Raw genomic sequence first — 16705 nt, 5'->3', positions numbered from 1 at the left:
CAATACACACGCAGCGTTACAGTACCGCTTGTCGGGAGCAGGTTCGTCACTCGGCATTCGCCAACTCCCCGCTTGCCCGGCTGCAGCGCCTGAATCCGGAAAGACCGAGCCATGATGTCACCAGAGCACACGCCGCCTCCGCGGCAAAAGTCACGCAGAGATGAGACCAGGCGCTATGCGCGCCTCTCCATCACTGCGGCCCTGGCCACGATCACGCTCAAACTGTGCGCATGGTGGGTCAGCGGCTCGGTCGGTTTGTTGTCCGACGCGCTGGAATCCTTCGTCAATCTGGCTGGAGCCCTGTTTGCGATGGTGATGCTGCACATCGCCAATGAGCCCGCCGATGAAGACCACCCCTTCGGCCACAGCAAAGCCGAGTACTTTTCAAGCGGGTTCGAAGGCACGCTGATTTTCGTCGCGGCCGGCGCAATCCTGTGGACCGCCATACCGCGCCTGACTCAACCTGCCGAATTGGAGTCTCTGGGTGTCGGCCTGTGGTTTTCAGCCGCCAGCACCGCCCTGAACCTTGCTGTATCGCGAGTGCTGTCGAAGGCTGCGGCACGCCTGCGCTCGGTGGCGCTCGATGCAGATGCCCGCCATCTCATGACCGATGTGTGGACTTCGACAGGCGTCATTGTCGCTTTGCTGGCAGTGCCGCTCACCGGCTGGCAGTGGCTGGACGCGGCAATCGCCATCGTCGTTGCAATACACATCCTGTTTGAAGGCTGGCGCCTGATGCGCAGCTCGGCGGGAGGATTGATGGATGAAGCACTGCCACCCGCCGACGTGCTGCGCATACACGCCCTGCTGGACGAATATGCACAACACGGCGTTCTCTATAGCGCACTCAAGACACGCAACGCGGGCAGCCAGCGCTTTGTGAACCTGAAGGTCCTGGTACCCGGCGACTGGCGCGTCGACCGGGCGCATGACCTGCTCGACGAGATCGAACTGCGCATCGGGCAGGCCATTCCGGACGCACAGGTCACGACCCATCTGGAGCCCTTATCGCTGCAAGGACACCAAGGTTCACCCACGCAGCAATGAGCATTCCGTTAAAATCGGCAGATGCTCTATTCACTCGCACGCCCATTCCTCTTCGCGCTGGATCCTGAAACCGCGCACGAATTCACCCTCAACACCCTGCACAACCTCGGCGCCTGGATGCCCGGTTGCTCACGCGTCGAGGGCAAGCCCGTCGAAGTCATGGGTATCCGCTTCCCCAATGCCGTCGGCCTTGCCGCCGGTCTGGACAAGAACGGTGACGCCATCGACGGCCTTTCGGCCTTCGGCTTCGGTTTCATCGAAGTCGGCACGGTGACGCCGCGCGCGCAGCCGGGCAATCCGAAGCCGCGCATGTTCCGCATCCCGGCGAAGAAAGCCATCATCAACCGCCTCGGCTTCAACAACCACGGCGTCGACAACCTGCTGTCGCGCATCAAGGCGAGCAAGTACAAGGGCGTGCTCGGCATCAATATCGGCAAGAACCTCGACACGCCGATCGAGCGCGCCGTCGATGACTACCTGATCTGCCTCGACAAGGTCTATGCCCACGCCGGCTACGTCACCGTCAACATCTCCTCGCCGAACACCAAGAACCTGCGCCAGCTGCAGGGCGAGTCCGAACTCGATTCGCTGCTCGGCACGCTCAAGGCACGCCAGACGGAGCTTGCTGACAAGCACGGTCGCTACGTGCCGATGACACTGAAAATTGCACCGGACATTGACGACGCGCAGATCACCAATATTGCGGACGCCTTGCGTCGCCATCGTATCGATGGCGTCATCGCCACCAACACCACGATCGGTCGCGAAGGCGTCGAAGGCCTGCAACATGCCAGCGAAACGGGCGGCCTCTCCGGCGGTCCGGTGCGCGAGAAATCCAATATCGTGATTGCCGCGCTGGCGCAGAAACTCGCAGGCGAAGTGCCCATCATCGGCGTCGGTGGCATTACCGAAGGCGCGCACGCGGCCGAGAAGATCAAGGCTGGCGCCAGCCTCGTGCAGGTCTACACCGGCTTCATCTACGGTGGTCCGCAACTCATCGGCGATTGCATCAAGGCGACGGCGGCACTGGCCTGAGCCTGCGCACCGACATGACGTCCGTTGCACAACCTGCAGCACTGGTAACGCAGATCGATGCGATCCTGCCGCAGACCCAGTGCACAAAGTGCGGCTACACGGGCTGCAAGCCGTATGCAAATGCCATCGCTACCGGCGAGGCGGACATCAACCAGTGTCCGCCGGGCGGCGATGAAGGCATCCACAAACTCGCCCGCCTGCTCGATCGCCCGTACAAACCGTTGAACCCCGCCAACGGCGCCGAGAAACCGTTGGCCCTGGCAGTCATCGACGAAGCGATCTGTATCGGCTGCACGCTATGCATCAAGGCCTGCCCGGTTGATGCCATTCTCGGCGCAGCGAAACAGATGCACACCATCATCGCCGCGCAATGCACGGGCTGCGAACTGTGTGTCGCGCCCTGCCCGGTCGATTGCATCAGCATGGAGACGATCACGGACGCGAGCACCTTGCAGCAACGTCACACCGAGCAGCAGGCTTTCTCCGATGCCTCGCGCGAACGCTTCGAATTCCGCAATCTGCGACTTGAGCGTGACAAGCAGGAAAAGGCCGAGCGACTCGCGGCACGCCTCGCTACACCTCGCGACGAAGCAGCCTCGCCTGCAGCGACGCAAGCCGGCGAGAATCCGGCCAGCGAAGTCGTCGATCCGAAGAAAGCCCTGATCGCTGCCGCCATGGCGCGTGCCAAGGCGCAACGCGAAGCACAGGCAAGCGCACAGACAACGCCACCCACCGACAGGAAGGAATGAGCATGCAATCGAATACGGTTCGCTGGGGCGTTCTCGGCTACGCGCGCATCGCCCGCCTAAATGCCATCCCCGCCATGCAGCGCGCAGGCAATGCCGAGCTGGCCGCTATCGCCTCGCGCGATCCCGCCAAGCTCGCCGAATGCGCCGGGCAGTTTCCACTCGCGCGCTTGCATCTGAAATACGAGGATTTGCTTGCCGACCCGGACGTCGACGCGATCTACGTGCCGCTGCCCAACTCGCTGCACAAGGAATGGAGCATCGCCGCGCTGCGTGCGGGCAAGCATGTGCTCTGCGAGAAACCGCTCGGCATGAACGCGGCCGAGGCGCGCGAAATGGCCGCCGTGTCGCGCGACACCGGCAAGCTGCTGATGGAAGCTTTCATGTATCGCTACACCGATCGCATGCAACGCGTGCGCGAAGTGATCGACAGCGACGTGCTCGGCCCGCTGCGCCACATCAACGCCAGCTTCCGCTTCTTCCTCGACCGGCCGAACACCATCAAGGCCAAGCCAGAACTCGGTGGCGGCGCACTCTACGATGTCGGCTGCTATCCGGTTAACCTGCTCGGCTTGCTCACTGGCGAAGTGCCCGTGCGCTGCGAAGCCGTGACCGAAATGGAGCTTGGCGTCGACGTCAATCTTTCGGCGCTCATGCAATACGACAGCGGCCTCATCGCCAACATCCATTGCGGCTTCAATGCGCACGGCCGCATGCACGCCGAAGTCATCGGCACGCTCGGCGTGCTGGAGATCGCCGACACCTTTCTCGACGCCGCGGGCGACATCAAGCTGCACACCAAGGAAGGCACGCGCAGCATTGCCGTCGCAGAATCGGATCGCTACGGCGCGGAATTCCGCGACTTCTCGGCAGCCATCCTCGAAGGCCGCGAACCGCTGCTGTCACTCGACGAGACAATCCGCAATCTCGAAGTGCTGGACATGATCCGCGCCAGCCTCAATCGCAAGGGCTGAAACGCATGCCGCGTCTCATGACCAAGGCGGAGATTGGCGAAGCCTTCAAGCGCTGGCACGCCGCCAATCCAACGCCGGTCACCGAACTCGAGTACGGCTCGCCGTTCCAGTTGCTGGTGGCCGTCGTGATGTCGGCGCAGGCGACGGACAAGGGCGTGAACATCGCCACGCGCAAGCTGTTCCCCGTAGCGCCGACGCCCGAAGCGATGGCAACGCTGGGTGAAGCGGGCATCACCGAATACATAAGGACCATCGGCCTGTATCGCAACAAGGCGAAGAACGTGGCCATGCTTTCGCGCCAGTTGCTCGAGCGTCATGGCGGTGAAGTGCCACGTGATCGCGAGTCGCTTGAAGCGCTGCCGGGCGTGGGCCGCAAGACAGCCAACGTGGTGCTCAATTCGATCTGGCGCGAGCCGGTCATGGCAGTCGATACGCATATCTTCCGCGTCGGTAATCGCATGGGGCTGGCACCCGGCAAGGACGTGGTCGCCGTCGAAAAAGCACTCATGCGTCGCGTGCCGAAGGACTATCTCGTCGACGCGCACCATTGGCTGATCCTGCACGGCCGCTACGTGTGCATCGCGCGCAAACCGAAGTGCGGCGAATGCATCGTGCGCGATCTCTGTCAGTTCCCCGACAAGACCGACTGAGCCTCCCGGCTCGCCCTTGACGGGCTTCATCGCCCTCCCCTGTCAGACTTCCTGGCTGCCTCGAAATTACGGGAATACCCTCATTAAACACGCAAAGGTAAACGTTTACCTTTCGTTCCGCGCTGGCAATTTGCCGCTTCCGCGGAAACGTCTGGCGACAACCCCACAGAGGAGACACACATGAAAAGCATCACCTCGCACATCGGCGACGTGCCGTCCCGCGCCAGGCGTCCAGCGCGCCTCCCGGCCATCGGCATGACCCTCGCAGCCGTCGGTCTGCAGATGTTCCTGATGAGCAGCGCACAGGCCATCACCGTCGACTTCAAGGTCAAGAGCACCTGGGACTCGGGCTATGGCACCGACGTCGTCATCACCAATGACACCAGCACGACGATCAGTAGCTGGACGCTGGGCTTCAAACTCGGCAACAGCATCACCAGCGTGTGGAGCGCAACCAAGAGCGGTTCCGACCCCTACACCTTCGTGAATGCCTCGTTCAATGGCGAGATCAAGGCAGGCAAGTCGCAGAGCTTCGGCTTCAATGCGAACGGCGTGCTGACCGCTGCGAATCTCGGCAATTGCACGATTAATGGCACGACCTGCCGCTTCCTCATCAACGGCGTGGCGGTAGGTGGCGCGTCGAGCAGTGCGTCGTCTTCCAGCGTCCCCGCCTCCAGCAGCAGCTCGAAATCGAGTTCCAGCAGCTCATCGAGCAGTTCCTCCAAGTCCAGCGCCAGCTCAAGCACGGCGCCTTCCAGCAGCTCGTCCAGCAAGAGCTCATCGAGCGCCTCCAGCTCTTCAACGCCGTCATCGAGCAGTTCCAGCGCCAGCAGCGCGAAGCTGGTTTATCGCCAGAGCTTCAATGCGCTGTCGGCGGGCCTGTGGAACAACAATATCGATTCGTCGAAGATCAAGGCCCATCCCGAGAACGCCTCGGTGACCACCGGTTGTGGCCCGGACAATTCGAACTGCTTCCGCGTCGTCTATCGCCATGCTGACGGCATCCACAAGCAGCCTGCTGCCAACCCGGTCTTCACCACCACCAGCGGCTTGATCGAGTGGACGCCTTCCGGAACGGGCATCACGAATACGGCGACCGACGTCACGCAAGCCAATATCGCCATCGACGGTTCGACCAACGATCTCGGCAAGGCGAGCAATACGCCGGTACCGGGCAAGGCCTATACGCTGAGCTACGACGTGTATTTCGAACCAGGCTTCGACTTCGCCAAGGGTGGCAAGCTGCCGGGTCTCGCGGCGGCGGCCTTCGACAGCGGTTGCACGGAAGACGGCAACGCCAAGCGCCAGAACGGCAACTGGAGCGTGCGCATCATGTGGCGCGCCAATGGCCGCGTGGAGCTGTATTCGTATGACCAGACGCGTCCGTCCGGCAGTTGCGGCATCACGCGCATGATCGACGAACAGGCTGGCGACCCGCCGTATGAAGTGCCCGACCAGATTCCCGCCGACAGCAAATTCCGCTTCAAGCCGGGCACCTGGTACACCGTGCGCCTCGCCCTGAAGCTCAACGACAACAATCTGGTGATCTACCAGAAAGATGCCAACGGCAAGCTGGTGCTCGACAGCACCGGCTCACCGATTCCCACTGCAGGCAACGGCGAAGTGAATCTCGCCATCAAGTCGGCCGACGGCTCGGTGAAGCGCCAGATCACTTATCAGAACGTCGCCCTGCGCGACGAGTGCAACGGCGCCTGCCCTGCCAGCGTGCCGGATACGAAGAGCACCTGGATCAACGGTCTGTTCTTCAGCACCTTCTTCGGCGGCAACGAAGTCAAGCGCACGACCTGCCTGCAGCCCATGCCGAGCTATGCCGGCCTGACCCAGGCGCGCTTCGACCAGCTCTGCGCCTCGCAAAAGAACCCGGCGATCTTTCCGAATCTGACCTGGAATCCGCAACGCCCCTCGGCCGCGCGCTTCGACAACATGACAGTGACGGAAGGCTACGTCAGTACGCCGTTCTGATCCCGGGTAGCACGTTCATCGTTCCACCTCCATTGCGCCCGGCTTGCCGGGCGTTTTTTTTATGGCGGTACAATGTCGGCCTTTCCCAGCAACACCCGGACATCTGCATGTTCAACCCATCCCGAGACCAGGCACGCGCTTTCTTCATCGAGAGCTGGCGCAAGCAGCGGGCAAACGAATCCATGCAAGCCATGGAGCAGCTCGTCGCCGACATCGTGCAGTCACACCCCGAATACCACGCCCTGCTGGAATCGCCTGACGCTGCGGAAAAGGATTTCACGCCCGATGACGGCGCGATCAATCCCTTCCTGCACATGTCCCTGCATCTGGCCATCGAAGAGCAGCTCGCGATCGACCAACCGCCCGGCATCAAGGCCGCATTCGAGGCCTGCCTGGCACGTCGCGGCAATGCGCACGAGGCACGCCATGACGTGCTCGAGTCGCTCGGTGAAATCATCTGGGAGTCACAGCGCAGCGGCACACCGCTCGATGCCATGGCTTATCTTGAACGCGTCAAACAACGAGGCAGCAGCACATGAGTGCAACGAGTGCGATTGATACCGTGGTATTCGATCTTGGCAACGTCCTGATCCCCTGGGACATCCGCTGGCTGCTGCGCAAGATCTTCGACACCGAAACCGCTATTGAATCCTTCATCGACGAAGCCGGCATCATGGCCTGGCATGCGCAGCAGGATGCCGGCTACCCGGTGGCCCAGGCGGTCGCCGAGCACAGCGAGAAGCACCCACAGCATGCGCATGCGATTCGCGCCCTCTACGAGCGCTGGCATGACACGATGAAGCCCGCCTTCCCCGAGTCCGTCACCCTGCTGCGCGAACTCAAGGCCAAGGGCTTCCGTCTCTATGCGCTGAGCAATTTCTCGGCCGAGCTGTTTGCGATCAGCCGCGATGGCTACGATTTCTGGGACGCATTCGAAGGCATCGTGCTATCCGGCGAGGAGCGGGTGAACAAACCCGATCCGAGGATCTACCAGATCCTGTTCGAACGCTTCGCCATTACGCCGGAAAAGGCCGTCTTCCTCGACGACAGCTTGCCGAACGTTGAAGCCTCGCGCGCACTGGGCATGCGCGCAATCCACTTCAAGGATGCAGCCGGAGCACGCCCGCAGCTACGGGACCTCGGCCTGCCCGTCTGAGCTCGGCCCGGTCAGCTGTTGGAGCGCCGGCCCTTGTGGCCGCCGCTTTTCGCGCAAATGCCGGTCTTCTCGTCGAAGGGATCGAACCACAGCTCCTTGCGCGCGAGCGGCGTGCCTTCGGGCAATAGCGGGTTCGGGATCTGCAGCACCAGTCGTTCACACAGCGCTGCGCGCCTGATGACGTCCGCATTGAACTGCAGCATCAGCTTGCGCAAGGTGCCATCGCGCACCATCGACTCCATGCCCTCTTCGATCCGCTTTGCGAGGCGTGGCGCTTTGGGTGACACGAAAACATAGGTCGGCAGCGGCAGATTCAGCAGCAAGGCACGGTCAATCGCAATCTCTGGATGCGCGGCATGCAAGGCGTCGTATTCCGAGAAGGCTTCGTTCAAGCTCCGCGGAAAGTAATCCGAACGCTCAAGACTCAGCATCTTGAGCAAGGAGTCGTAGTTTTCGGCTGGCACGATCTCGAAACCGCCCGCATCAGCCACCTTGCGTGACGACCATGCCGCGCCGACACCCATGCGCAGGGCCTTGAGATCTTCAACACTCCTGACGGCGCCCAGTTTGCCTTGCGCGTCCGCGCGAATCAGCGAAATGCGCAAGCCCGACAATCCCATGTCGATCGGAATGCGGACCGGGATGAGTTTCTCCTCCCAGCTTGGCTGGGTCACCACCATGGCGACATTCAGCTGGGTGCCCTGCTGCAACTCCTCGAGCATGCGGTCGCGCGAGAATGTCAGCGTGCTACTGACATAGCGATACGGTCCGTAATGCTTCCGCGTGCGCTTGAGGGCCTCGTCGAAGACTGTGATCTTGAAATCCGGAATGGCTCCCTTGGCGGGATCGGCTCCCTGCAGATAGATCACATCTTCAGCCGCGCAAGACAAGGGCATGATGCAAGCCCAGACCAGGGCCAACAACGATGCGACTGACAGTGGTGCAGATTTCATCGAAAGCGTCCGTGGAAGTCGGGAGATCTCCGGGGCGACCAGTTGGCGCCCGGCTGCATCATATGCGCGTCGGGGCATGGATCGCCAGAGGGTCAATTCCTTAGGTGGTTTCCGCCAGCCACGACGCCTCGCCGCGCCGCGCCAGCGAATGCCTGGCGTGCAGCGACGCCGTTGAATGTGTCGCAATTCAGCTGCGGCTACATGCCCCGCCTTGAGCAGGCGCATGCCAAGATACGCCCCATGAACTCGGCACTCGATACTCCGGCAAGCACAGACGACGGCGAAGCGATACAGCGCGTCGTCAAAGTGCGCCGCGACTACAACACCTGGGTCGCCAACGAGACGGTGGAGGACTACGCGTTGCGTTTTACCGCGCGCAGCTTCCGCAAATTCTCCGAGGCGCGTGTCGCCAACACTGCGTTCGGTGCCGCGTCCTTCCTCGTGCTCGAAGCGGTCGGCGCGACGCTGCTGGTGAACTACGGCTTCATCAATGCCTTCTGGGCCATCCTCGCAACGGGCCTGATCATCTTCCTGTGCGGCCTGCCGATCAGCCATTACGCCGCGCGCTACGGTGTGGACATGGATCTGCTGACGCGTGGCGCCGGTTTCGGCTACATCGGCTCGACCATCACGTCGCTGATCTACGCCAGCTTCACTTTCATCTTCTTCGCGCTGGAGGCCGCCATCATGGCCTACGCGCTCGATCTGGCTTTCGACATTCCCCCTGTATGGGGCTACGCGCTGTGTGCCCTGGTCGTGATTCCACTGGTGACGCACGGCGTGACAGTCATCTCGCGCCTGCAGACCCTCACCCAGCCGATCTGGCTGATCCTGCTGGCCCTGCCCTACATCTATGTACTGCACAAGGAGCCGGGCGTGATTGCCGAGCTTGCGCAGTATGCGGGCGGTGACGGCACGGGAGGGCAATTGAATATCTACATGTTCGGCGCAGCCCTGACCGTGGGCATCGCGCTGATCACCCAGATGGGCGAACAGGCTGACTACCTGCGCTTCATGCCGGAGCTGACCGAGAAGAACAAACGCCGCTGGTACACCAGCATGCTGATCGGAGGCCCGGGCTGGGTCATTCTGGGCGTTGCGAAAATGCTCGGCGGCGCGCTTCTCGCCTACCTTGCCATCCGCAACTCCGTGCCGCTCGATCGTGCCGTCGATCCAAACCAGATGTACCTCGTCGGGTTCGAGAGCGTGTTCCATCGCACCGACTGGGCGATCGCCGTCACAGCCTTCTTCGTCATCATTTCGCAGCTCAAGATCAACGTCACGAATGCCTACGCAGGCTCGCTGGCCTGGTCCAACTTCTTTGCGCGACTCACGCACAGCCACCCCGGCCGCGTCGTGTGGGTGCTGTTCAATACCATCATCGCCCTGATGCTGATGGAGCTCGACGTATTCCAGGCGCTCGGCCAGGTGCTCGGCCTGTACTCGAACATCGCGATTTCCTGGATGGTTGCAGTCGTCGCCGACCTGGTCATCAACAAACCGCTCGGGCTGTCACCCAAGGGCATCGAGTTCAAACGCGCGCATCTCTACGACGTCAATCCAGTCGGCGTCGGCAGCATGCTGATCGCCTCGACCCTGTCGATCTGCGCCTACGTCGGGCTTTTCGGCCCCATCGCACAAGCCTTTGCTTCCTTCATCGCGCTGGCGACCGCCCTCACCGCATCGCCGCTGATTGCCTGGCTCACGCGCGGCAAGTACTACCTGTCGCGCAAGTACATCGAAGCCCCCCTGCCGCGCGGCGTGCACAGTTGCGTGATCTGCGAGCGCAGTTACGAGTCGGACGACATGGCGCGTTGTCCGGCGTATCAAGGGAACATCTGCTCCCTGTGCTGCTCGCTCGACGCACGCTGCCACGACCTGTGCAAGCCGGACGCCCGCCTATCGTCCCAATGGGCGCGCCTGTTGCGGCAGGTGCTGCCGCAACGCCTGTGGCCTTACGTCGACACCGGGCTGGCGCACTATCTGCTCGTCATGTCGCTGATCGTGCCTGTGCTGGGCGCCATGCTGGGCCTGTTCTACTACCACCAGATGCAGCTCATGGCCGACGCGTCCGAAGCCTTGCAGCAGCCGCTGCGCCTGGCATTCGTCAAGGCTTTTGCCGCCTTGCTGCTGGTCAGCGGCATTCTCTCCTGGTGGCTGGTGCTGACTCACAAGAGTCGTCAGGTCGCCCAAGAGGAGTCGAACCGGCAGACGCACCTGCTGATGAGGGAAATCGAGTCGCACAAGCGCACCGACGAACAATTGCAGCGCGCCAAGCAGGTCGCCGACCAGGCGAACCAGGCAAAGAGCCGCTACGTCACCGCCATCAGTCACGAGCTGCGTACGCCACTCAACAGCATCCTCGGCTACGCACAGATTCTCGACGGCGACCCGGCGATTCCCACCCATCGCCAGCAGGCCATCAAGGTCATCCGTCGTAGCGGCGATCACTTGCTGTCGCTCATCGAAGGCACGCTCGACATTGCCCGCATCGAAGGCGGCAAGCTGACGCTGGAAACCCGCGCCATCGACTTCGTCGAACTCGTGCAGCAACTGGTGCGCATGTTCGAACTGCAGGCGCACGGTAAAGGCCTGCAGTTCACGTACGAGCAGAAAGGCGAACTGCCTGCCGTCGTCCGCGCCGATGAAAAACGCCTGCGCCAGATCCTGATCAACCTGCTGGGCAATGCAGTGAAGTTCACCCAGCAAGGCGGTGTCGTTTTCCGCTTGCGCCACGCCCGCGAAATGGCGACTTTCGAGATCGAAGACAGCGGCCCGGGCATTTCCAGTGAGGACATCGAACGCATCTTCGAGCCCTTCTCGCGCGGCGAGTCAGCGCAGACCACGGCCGCGCCTGGCACCGGGCTGGGCCTGACCATCGCCAAGATGCTCACCGACCTGATGGGCGGCGAGATGTCGGTACGCAGCACGCCCGGAAATACGCCCGATGCGGGCACGCTGTTCACCGTGCGCCTGTTCCTGCCGCATGTGCATTCCGCGCAGGCCGCCAAGGAACTGCCACGCATCACGCAGACCGGCTATCTCGGCGAACGTCGCCGCATACTCATCGTCGACAACGAACAGGTTGATCGCGAGCTGCTGGCCAGTGTGCTGGCCCCACTGGGCTTCGAACTCGATCAGGCCGCGTCGGGCATGGAATGCCTCGAAGTGCTGCCGCGTTTCCAGCCAGACGTCATCTTCATGGATCTCGCCATGCCGGGCATCGACGGCTGGGAAACGATAAGACGTATCCGCACGCAACACCTCTCCAGCGCGCACATCGCCATCATCTCGGCCAATGCCTTCGAGAAGGGTCAGGAGAACGATGTCGGTATCGCCAACGAAGACTTCATCCTCAAGCCGGTCAAGGTGGAGGAGTTGCTGGGCTGGTTGGGCAAGCGCCTGAAACTCGACTGGACCGACTACACTCCTGCGCCCACGGCCGCCGTGGCCGCAACGAGCGAACATACCCTGCCGTCGCGCGCCCGGCTCGAAGAGCTGAACAAGCAGATCAGCCTGGGCTATGTGCGCGGCATACAAGGAACGCTGGATGAAATCGTGGCTGAAGACGCGACCTGCGCCAGCTTCGTCGAACAGATGCGCGACTTGCTCGGCCGCTTCCAGCTCGACGCCATGAGCGAAAGTGTGAGAAAGAGTCTCGATGCCAAGGCTTGATGTAGATCGCAGCAGCACCGACGTCGTCCTGATCGTCGACGACGTGCCGGACAATCTTTCGGTGCTGCACGATGCGCTGGATGAATCCGGCTTCACGGTGCTGGTCGCCATCAATGGCGAGAGCGCGCTGCAGCGCGCCCGCCAGAGCCTGCCCGATGTGATCCTGCTCGATGCCATGATGCCGGGCATGGATGGCTTCGAGGTTTCGCGTCGCCTCAAGGCTGACTTTGCGACCCAGCATATCCCCATCATCTTCATGACCGGGCTGACCGAGACCGAGCACGTCGTGGCTGCATTCAACGCGGGCGGCAGTGATTACGTGAGCAAGCCGATCCGCACCGGCGAAGTCATCGCGCGCATCCACAAGCACCTGCAGAGCGCACGGCAGATGAAGCAGGCGCGCAGCGCGCTGGATGCGTTTGGCCAGGCCACCATCTCGGTGCACCCGCCGAGCGGGCGCATTACCTGGCAAACGCCGCTCGCACGCAAGCTGATGAGCCAGTACTTCGAGATGCAGGAGCACAGCACGCCGCAGCCCGTTCTCGACTGGATCGCCAGCACCAGCCAGCGCATCCAGATCGACCCTGCCAGCGCCACGCCACTCACCATCGCCCAGGGGCGCAGCCGGCTGATCCTGACCCTGCACGACCAGACGGCCGAAGAGGAATGGCTGCTGGTGCTGCGCGAGGAGTCCGATGCGGCCGATATCGAAGCACTGATCGCCGCCTTCCGCCTCACCAACAAGGAGGCCGAGGTGCTCTACTGGGTCATCAAGGGCAAGACCAACCGCGACATCGGCGACATCCTCGGCAGCAGCCCGCGCACGGTGCACAAGCATCTCGAACATGTCTTCGAGAAACTCGGCGTGGAGACGCGTACGGCTGCGGCCAATCTCGCAATGAGCAAGAGCCGCGGCGGCCAGCCCGCCAAAGAGTAAGCCTGTAGCACCGCAGCCGCCGGCAGCCGGCAGCGTTTGGGGGGCGGCGAATCACGTAATCCGCTCAGGCAGATTTACGATTCCTGTTCATGAGACCGGTAATTGATGCGCCGCAGGTTGCGGATGCCGGCGAATGCCACGACACTGCGCCGGCTTCACACGAAATACGGCGGACCACCGTCGAACAAGAAAATCCAGGAGACACAACAATGATTCGCAAACTGCTTGCAGGCGCCGCCGTGTGCCTGATTTCCGTCGGCGCGCACGCTGCCGCCGATGCGCCTTCCGGCTACACAAAATGCGCCCAACCCGGCGCGACCTGTAGCTTCAGCGGTACCCGTCAAGTCGCCATGGGCAAGTCCGGCGTGTTCGGCTACGGCACTTTCACCAGCAGCGTCGCCTGCAGCCTGAGCAACTTCCCGAGCGCGCCGAGCAATTCGGTGTGGTGCTCCTACGCCGGCACGACGACCTCGTCGAGCTCCAGCGTTGCAGCGTCCAGTTCGTCAAAGTCTTCCAGCTCGGTTGCATCTTCGGTAGCTTCATCCAGCTCTTCATCGAAAAGCAGCAGCGTCGCCAGCTCGAGCGTGGCCAGCTCCTCGTCCAGCACCTCCGCAAGCAATGCCTGCGTCGGTGGCGCAGTGATCGCCAACACCACCGTGGATTGCGGCGGCAAGACCATCGGCACCTCCTGCACGGGTGACGGCGAAGGCCAGCAACCTGTCTTCACGCTGAACAACGCCACGCTGAAGAACGTGCGACTGGCAGCAGGCAAGGCCGGCGACGGCATCCACTGCGTCGGGGGCAACTGCCGTCTTGAGAACGTCGTGTGGGAAGACGTCTGCGAAGACGCTGCCAGCAACCTTTCCGAAGGCGGCACGCTGACCATCAGCGGCGGTTCAGCAACCAACGCCAAAGACAAGGTGTTCCAGCACAACTCGAAGAACAGCACGACCATCATCGAGAACTTCACGGTCAATACCGAGATGGGCAAGCTGTGGCGCTCGTGTGGTGACTGCACCAACAATGGCGGCCCGCGCACGGCCAAGATCTCCAATGTGACGATCAATGCCAAGGTTGGCGACACGGTCGCTGGCGGTAATCGCAACTACGGCGACAAGATCACGATTCGCGGTCTGCGCGTGCTGGGCTACAAGCCACCCAAGGCAACCAGCAGCAATCCAAACCAGAGCTCGCCAAAGATCTGCGTCGAGTACACCGGCGTGACTGACCACAACGGTTCGTCGAAGAGCCTCGGCCAGGTATGGAACGGCGCAGTCTGCGACGTGAGCCAATCCGACGTCACAGCGTTCTGATCGATACGAACGCTCAGTACGAAAAAAAGCCCCTGCACAGCAGGGGCTTTTTCTTTGGCGCTTGAAACTTCAGTAGATCGGGAATGGCGTTTGCATGAATGGCAAGCAGTGCTCGGCCGCCACCGGCCGACTGTAGAGATAACCTTGCACGGTGCGGCAACCGGCGTTTGCCAGCATGCGCAACTGCTCGCGCGTCTCCACCCCTTCTGCCACCACCTCGAGGCGTAGCTGCAAGGCCATGGCCACGATGGCGCGCGAGATGGCGAGATCATCTGCGTCGGTCATGATGTCGCGCACGAAGGCCTGATCGAGCTTCAGGCGATCAACCGGGAAGCGTTTCAGATAGCTCAGGTTGGAATAGCCGGTACCGAAATCGTCGATAGCGATCTTGATGCCCATGCCACGCAACTGCTCCATGATGGAGATGCTCAGTTCCGGGTCACGCATACTCGCCGACTCGGTCAGCTCGAGCTCCAGCAGACTCGGCTCCACCGAGAATTCCCTCAAGGTCGTGTCAACGTCATCAATCAGTGAAGGTCCGGAGAACTGCCCCGCCGACAGATTGACCGACACGGTCGGTGCGCTGAGACCTTGCGCTTTCCACAGGCTCAATTGCCGGCACGCGCTACGCATGACCCAGCGTCCCAAAGGCACCATCAAGCCGCAGGCTTCTGCCTGCGGGATGAAGCGCGCCGGTGACAGCCAGTCCAGACGCGGGTGGCGCCAGCGCACCAGCGCCTCCAGCCCCACCGTGCGCCCCGTGGCGATGTCGACCTGTGGCTGGTAGTGCAGGATGAGCTGGTCATCCGTCTTGAGCGCCTCCCGCAACTCGCTCTCAAGCAGCAGGCGCTCCCGGATCTGGTCCGACAGCAAGGGCGAATAGAAGGCGTAGATCTGGTCGGTGTCGGTCGGCGCGCAATGCAGGGCGGATTCAGCAGCCTTGAGCAAAGGCCCGGCCTCGCTTGCATTATCGGGATAGAGTGAAATGCCGGCATGCACGACCGGTAGCACCCATTGCGAATCACCCACACTGACCTGCTCGCGTAGCTGCTCGAGAATATGGGGGGCCAGCATGTCGAGATCGGGCCCTCTGCCTACCTCGAACGCCAACGCAAAACTGTTATCGGCAACACGTGCCAGCAGATCAGCATGCGACTGCCAGACCCTCAAGCGCTGCACAACCTCCGTCAGCACCTGGTTGATGGCCGCATCGCCGTAACTGTCGCCAATGTCCTGTACGCGCTCCACGCCAATCATCATCACGACCAGCACCGTAGTCGCGTCGGCCGCGCGCTGCTTGCAATACTCGCCAAGCTGTTGCACAAAATGCATGCGGTTGGGCAGGTTCGTGACCGGATCGAAATGCCCGAGAAAGAAAGCGTGCTGCTCGGCACGCTCCTGCTCGGTAATGTCGATGCCACACACCACGAGCCGCTCGCCACGATGATCGTGCGCCAGTGCCGAGGATGAGCAGATGATCTTGCGCTCGGTCGGGGTGATCATCGGCCAGCTGCGCTGCGGCGTCTCGTGCCGCAGGTCGAGGGCAGCGTGGATCTCGTGACGGATGGTATCGACCTGTTCTGACTGCGACATCGCATCCCAGAACTTCATGCCTACCAGCGTCGCCCGCGGAAGATGGGTGATGCGCTCGGCCGCGGCATTGATGTGCATGATGTGCCCACTGTCATCCAGCACGATGATCATGGCCTGGGCGGCGTCCAGCACGGCCTGCATGAGGTTGCGTTCGCTCAGCAACTCGAGGTTCATGCGGTCGCGCTCGCCGCGCCGCGCGAAACTCTCCATCGCCGCCGTCACCGCGGCTGGCAGGCGCGCCATGCGGTCCTTGAGGACGAAATCGGTGGCGCCACTACGCAGCGTCGATACCGCCAGTTCTTCCCCGAGCGAGCCGGTGACGAAAATGAAGGGGGTACCGGGCGCCTTCTGGTTACGGATCTCCAGCGCGGCCAGGCCGCTGAAGCCGGGCACATTGAAATCGGAGAGGATGATGTCCGGCGAGAAGGTTTCCAGCGCCGCCTCGTAGGCCTCTTGCGAGTCGACCCGCTGCAGGTCGGCCGTAATTCCGCCCCAGATCAGCTCGACTTTTACCAGCTCCGCATCGGTAGGCCTGTCTTCAAGCAGCAGGATTTTCGGTGGCATCGCACCAGACTCCCGTCATCAGAACAGCGTGAAACCCATTGGAAATTTCCAGACTCTCCCATCTATTCGTCATCGGCGG

The 16705-nt window shown here is 62.1% G+C and carries 12 protein-coding genes and 1 pseudogene; 11 read left to right on the top strand and 2 right to left on the bottom strand.

The window, feature by feature from the left end:
* Nucleotides 1-111 precede the first annotated feature (111 nt).
* The 8 genes and pseudogenes from VVD49_RS14345 (at nt 112) to VVD49_RS14310 (ending at nt 7591) form a co-directional block, all read left to right on the top strand.
* Complete coding sequence (locus tag VVD49_RS14345) at nt 112-1047, top strand: cation diffusion facilitator family transporter (RefSeq protein ID WP_327599865.1); 936 nt, start codon at nt 112-114, stop codon at nt 1045-1047.
* 21 nt (nt 1048-1068) lie between these two features.
* Nucleotides 1069-2082, top strand: coding sequence for a quinone-dependent dihydroorotate dehydrogenase (locus VVD49_RS14340; protein WP_327599864.1), 1014 nt, complete (start codon nt 1069-1071; stop codon nt 2080-2082).
* A 41-nt stretch (nt 2083-2123) separates the two neighbouring features.
* Nucleotides 2124-2831 (top strand): annotated as a pseudogene (gene rsxB / locus VVD49_RS14335) (electron transport complex subunit RsxB); the annotation flags it as partial.
* Between the two features lie 2 nt (nt 2832-2833).
* Nucleotides 2834-3802 carry a Gfo/Idh/MocA family protein gene (locus VVD49_RS14330; RefSeq protein ID WP_327599863.1) on the top strand — a complete coding sequence of 323 codons (969 nt, stop codon included), beginning with the start codon at nt 2834-2836 and terminating at the stop codon, nt 3800-3802.
* A gap of 17 nt (nt 3803-3819) precedes the next feature.
* Nucleotides 3820-4452, top strand: a complete 633-nt coding sequence (gene nth / locus VVD49_RS14325; RefSeq protein ID WP_327599981.1) for an endonuclease III — start codon at nt 3820-3822, stop codon at nt 4450-4452.
* Nucleotides 4453-4632: 180 nt separating this feature from the next.
* Nucleotides 4633-6435: a polysaccharide lyase gene (locus VVD49_RS14320; RefSeq protein ID WP_327599862.1), complete on the top strand. Its 1803-nt coding sequence runs from the start codon at nt 4633-4635 to the stop codon at nt 6433-6435.
* A 107-nt stretch (nt 6436-6542) separates the two neighbouring features.
* Nucleotides 6543-6974 (top strand): DUF1841 family protein, encoded by a 432-nt coding sequence (locus tag VVD49_RS14315; protein ID WP_327599861.1) that lies wholly within the window; start codon nt 6543-6545, stop codon nt 6972-6974.
* Nucleotides 6971-7591, top strand: coding sequence for an HAD family hydrolase (locus VVD49_RS14310; RefSeq protein WP_327599860.1), 621 nt, complete (start codon nt 6971-6973; stop codon nt 7589-7591). The genes VVD49_RS14315 and VVD49_RS14310 overlap by 4 nt, the downstream gene beginning before the upstream one ends.
* An 11-nt stretch (nt 7592-7602) precedes the next feature.
* Here VVD49_RS14310 and VVD49_RS14305 read toward each other — a convergent pair whose 3' ends face one another.
* Nucleotides 7603-8544 carry a hypothetical protein gene (locus VVD49_RS14305; RefSeq protein WP_327599859.1) on the bottom strand — a complete coding sequence of 314 codons (942 nt, stop codon included), beginning with the start codon at nt 8542-8544 and terminating at the stop codon, nt 7603-7605.
* A gap of 201 nt (nt 8545-8745) precedes the next feature.
* Between VVD49_RS14305 and VVD49_RS14300 the strand changes: the two genes are divergently transcribed.
* The 3 genes from VVD49_RS14300 (at nt 8746) to VVD49_RS14290 (ending at nt 14469) form a co-directional block, all read left to right on the top strand.
* Nucleotides 8746-12219 carry a hybrid sensor histidine kinase/response regulator gene (locus tag VVD49_RS14300; protein WP_327599858.1) on the top strand — a complete coding sequence of 1158 codons (3474 nt, stop codon included), beginning with the start codon at nt 8746-8748 and terminating at the stop codon, nt 12217-12219.
* Nucleotides 12206-13156 (top strand): response regulator transcription factor, encoded by a 951-nt coding sequence (locus tag VVD49_RS14295; RefSeq protein WP_327599857.1) that lies wholly within the window; start codon nt 12206-12208, stop codon nt 13154-13156. The genes VVD49_RS14300 and VVD49_RS14295 overlap by 14 nt, the downstream gene beginning before the upstream one ends.
* A 209-nt stretch (nt 13157-13365) precedes the next feature.
* Entirely contained in the window at nt 13366-14469 is a 1104-nt protein-coding gene (locus tag VVD49_RS14290; protein WP_327599856.1) for a pectate lyase, read from the top strand.
* A 69-nt stretch (nt 14470-14538) separates the two neighbouring features.
* On the opposite strand, the gene VVD49_RS14285 is transcribed toward VVD49_RS14290, so the two are convergent.
* Nucleotides 14539-16626, bottom strand: coding sequence for an EAL domain-containing protein (locus VVD49_RS14285; RefSeq protein ID WP_327599855.1), 2088 nt, complete (start codon nt 16624-16626; stop codon nt 14539-14541).
* Nucleotides 16627-16705 lie beyond the last annotated feature (79 nt).

It is taken from the genome of Uliginosibacterium silvisoli, assembly GCF_036017035.1.
In the GTDB taxonomy this organism is placed as follows: domain Bacteria; phylum Pseudomonadota; class Gammaproteobacteria; order Burkholderiales; family Rhodocyclaceae; genus Viridibacterium; species Viridibacterium silvisoli.
This window is presented reverse-complemented; position numbering and strand designations above follow the sequence as displayed.

Bases quoted from the DNA above. Each gene is read 5' to 3' on its own strand.
- VVD49_RS14345 (WP_327599865.1), top strand. From the start codon at position 112: ATGATGTCACCAGAGCACACGCCGCCTCCGCGGCAAAAGTCACGCAGA.
- VVD49_RS14340 (WP_327599864.1), top strand. From the start codon at position 1,069: ATGCTCTATTCACTCGCACGCCCATTCCTCTTCGCGCTGGATCCTGAA.
- VVD49_RS14330 (WP_327599863.1), top strand. From the start codon at position 2,834: ATGCAATCGAATACGGTTCGCTGGGGCGTTCTCGGCTACGCGCGCATC.
- nth (WP_327599981.1), top strand. From the start codon at position 3,820: ATGACCAAGGCGGAGATTGGCGAAGCCTTCAAGCGCTGGCACGCCGCC.
- VVD49_RS14320 (WP_327599862.1), top strand. From the start codon at position 4,633: ATGAAAAGCATCACCTCGCACATCGGCGACGTGCCGTCCCGCGCCAGG.
- VVD49_RS14315 (WP_327599861.1), top strand. From the start codon at position 6,543: ATGTTCAACCCATCCCGAGACCAGGCACGCGCTTTCTTCATCGAGAGC.
- VVD49_RS14310 (WP_327599860.1), top strand. From the start codon at position 6,971: ATGAGTGCAACGAGTGCGATTGATACCGTGGTATTCGATCTTGGCAAC.
- VVD49_RS14305 (WP_327599859.1), bottom strand. From the start codon at position 8,544: ATGAAATCTGCACCACTGTCAGTCGCATCGTTGTTGGCCCTGGTCTGG.
- VVD49_RS14300 (WP_327599858.1), top strand. From the start codon at position 8,746: ATGCCCCGCCTTGAGCAGGCGCATGCCAAGATACGCCCCATGAACTCG.
- VVD49_RS14295 (WP_327599857.1), top strand. From the start codon at position 12,206: ATGCCAAGGCTTGATGTAGATCGCAGCAGCACCGACGTCGTCCTGATC.
- VVD49_RS14290 (WP_327599856.1), top strand. From the start codon at position 13,366: ATGATTCGCAAACTGCTTGCAGGCGCCGCCGTGTGCCTGATTTCCGTC.
- VVD49_RS14285 (WP_327599855.1), bottom strand. From the start codon at position 16,626: ATGCCACCGAAAATCCTGCTGCTTGAAGACAGGCCTACCGATGCGGAG.